1 protein-coding gene is annotated in these 239 nt (G+C 61.9%); it reads right to left on the reverse strand.

Annotation, left to right across the window (positions count from 1 at the left end; translation table 11 throughout):
- The coding region (locus tag E4487_RS25070) for a cbb3-type cytochrome c oxidase subunit I (RefSeq protein WP_175254583.1) at positions 1-239 on the reverse strand (239 nt) is incomplete at both ends.

The raw sequence follows: 239 nt of genomic DNA on the forward strand, positions 1-239 counted from the left end.
TGACCCACATCGAGGCGATGTACAGCACGGTGCCGATGGTGGCCAGCCAGAAGTGCGCGTTGATCAGGCCGATGCTGTGCATCTGCTCGCGACCGAACACCTTGGGAATCAGGTGATACAGCGAACCGATGGAGATCATCGCTACCCAGCCGAGGGCGCCAGCGTGCACGTGGCCGATGGTCCAGTCGGTGTAGTGGGACAGGGCGTTGACGGTCTTGATGGCCATCATCGGGCCTTCG

It is taken from the genome of Pseudomonas sp. BMW13, from assembly GCF_013357275.1.
Lineage (GTDB): Bacteria > Pseudomonadota > Gammaproteobacteria > Pseudomonadales > Pseudomonadaceae > Aquipseudomonas > Aquipseudomonas khazarica.